This window comes from Halorubrum tibetense, assembly GCF_042661865.1.
Classification (GTDB): Archaea; Halobacteriota; Halobacteria; order Halobacteriales; family Haloferacaceae; genus Halorubrum; species Halorubrum tibetense.
Genome location: NZ_JBHSWW010000715.1, coordinates 1 through 536, shown reverse-complemented (window position 1 = coordinate 536; position 536 = coordinate 1). Strand labels below are relative to the sequence as shown.

At 52.8% G+C, this 536-nt stretch carries 1 protein-coding gene; it reads left to right on the top strand.

From position 1 onward, the window contains the following. Positions 1 to 13: 13 nt before the first annotated feature. The coding region (locus ACFQEU_RS17905; RefSeq protein ID WP_379784356.1) for a glycoside hydrolase family 9 protein at positions 14 to 536 on the top strand (523 nt) is incomplete at its 3' end.

Genomic DNA, 536 nt, shown 5'->3' with positions numbered 1-536 from the left:
GGCGTGGGGTGTGGTGGAGTACCCAGCGGCCTATACACAAACAGGTCAGATGACGCACATTAAAAATAATTTGCGCTTTGTCGCGGATTATTTTCTGAGTGCACACACTGCACCGAATGAATTGTATGGCCAAGTGGGCTCGGGCAGTGCGGATCACGCGTGGTGGGGTTCGCCAGAGGTTTTACATTTGACCAGCCGCGCGGCCAGCACTCGGCCGTCGTACAAAGTCGATGCGACTTGTCCCGGCTCTGACTTGGCCGGCGAAACGGCGGCCGCTTTGTCTGCCATTGCGATGGTATTTAAAACCGATGACCCGGCGTATTCTGCGAACTTAATCAGTCATGCCAAGCAGCTATATAGCTTCGCCAATACCTACAGAGGAAAGTACAGTGCTTGTATTACCGATGCGTCAGGTTTTTACAACTCGTGGAGCGGTTACAACGATGAGTTGGTGTGGTCAGCCATCTGGCTGCATCGCGCCACCGGTGAACAAAGCTATTTAGATGCAGCCGTCGCCGCTTATGACACGTTAAATA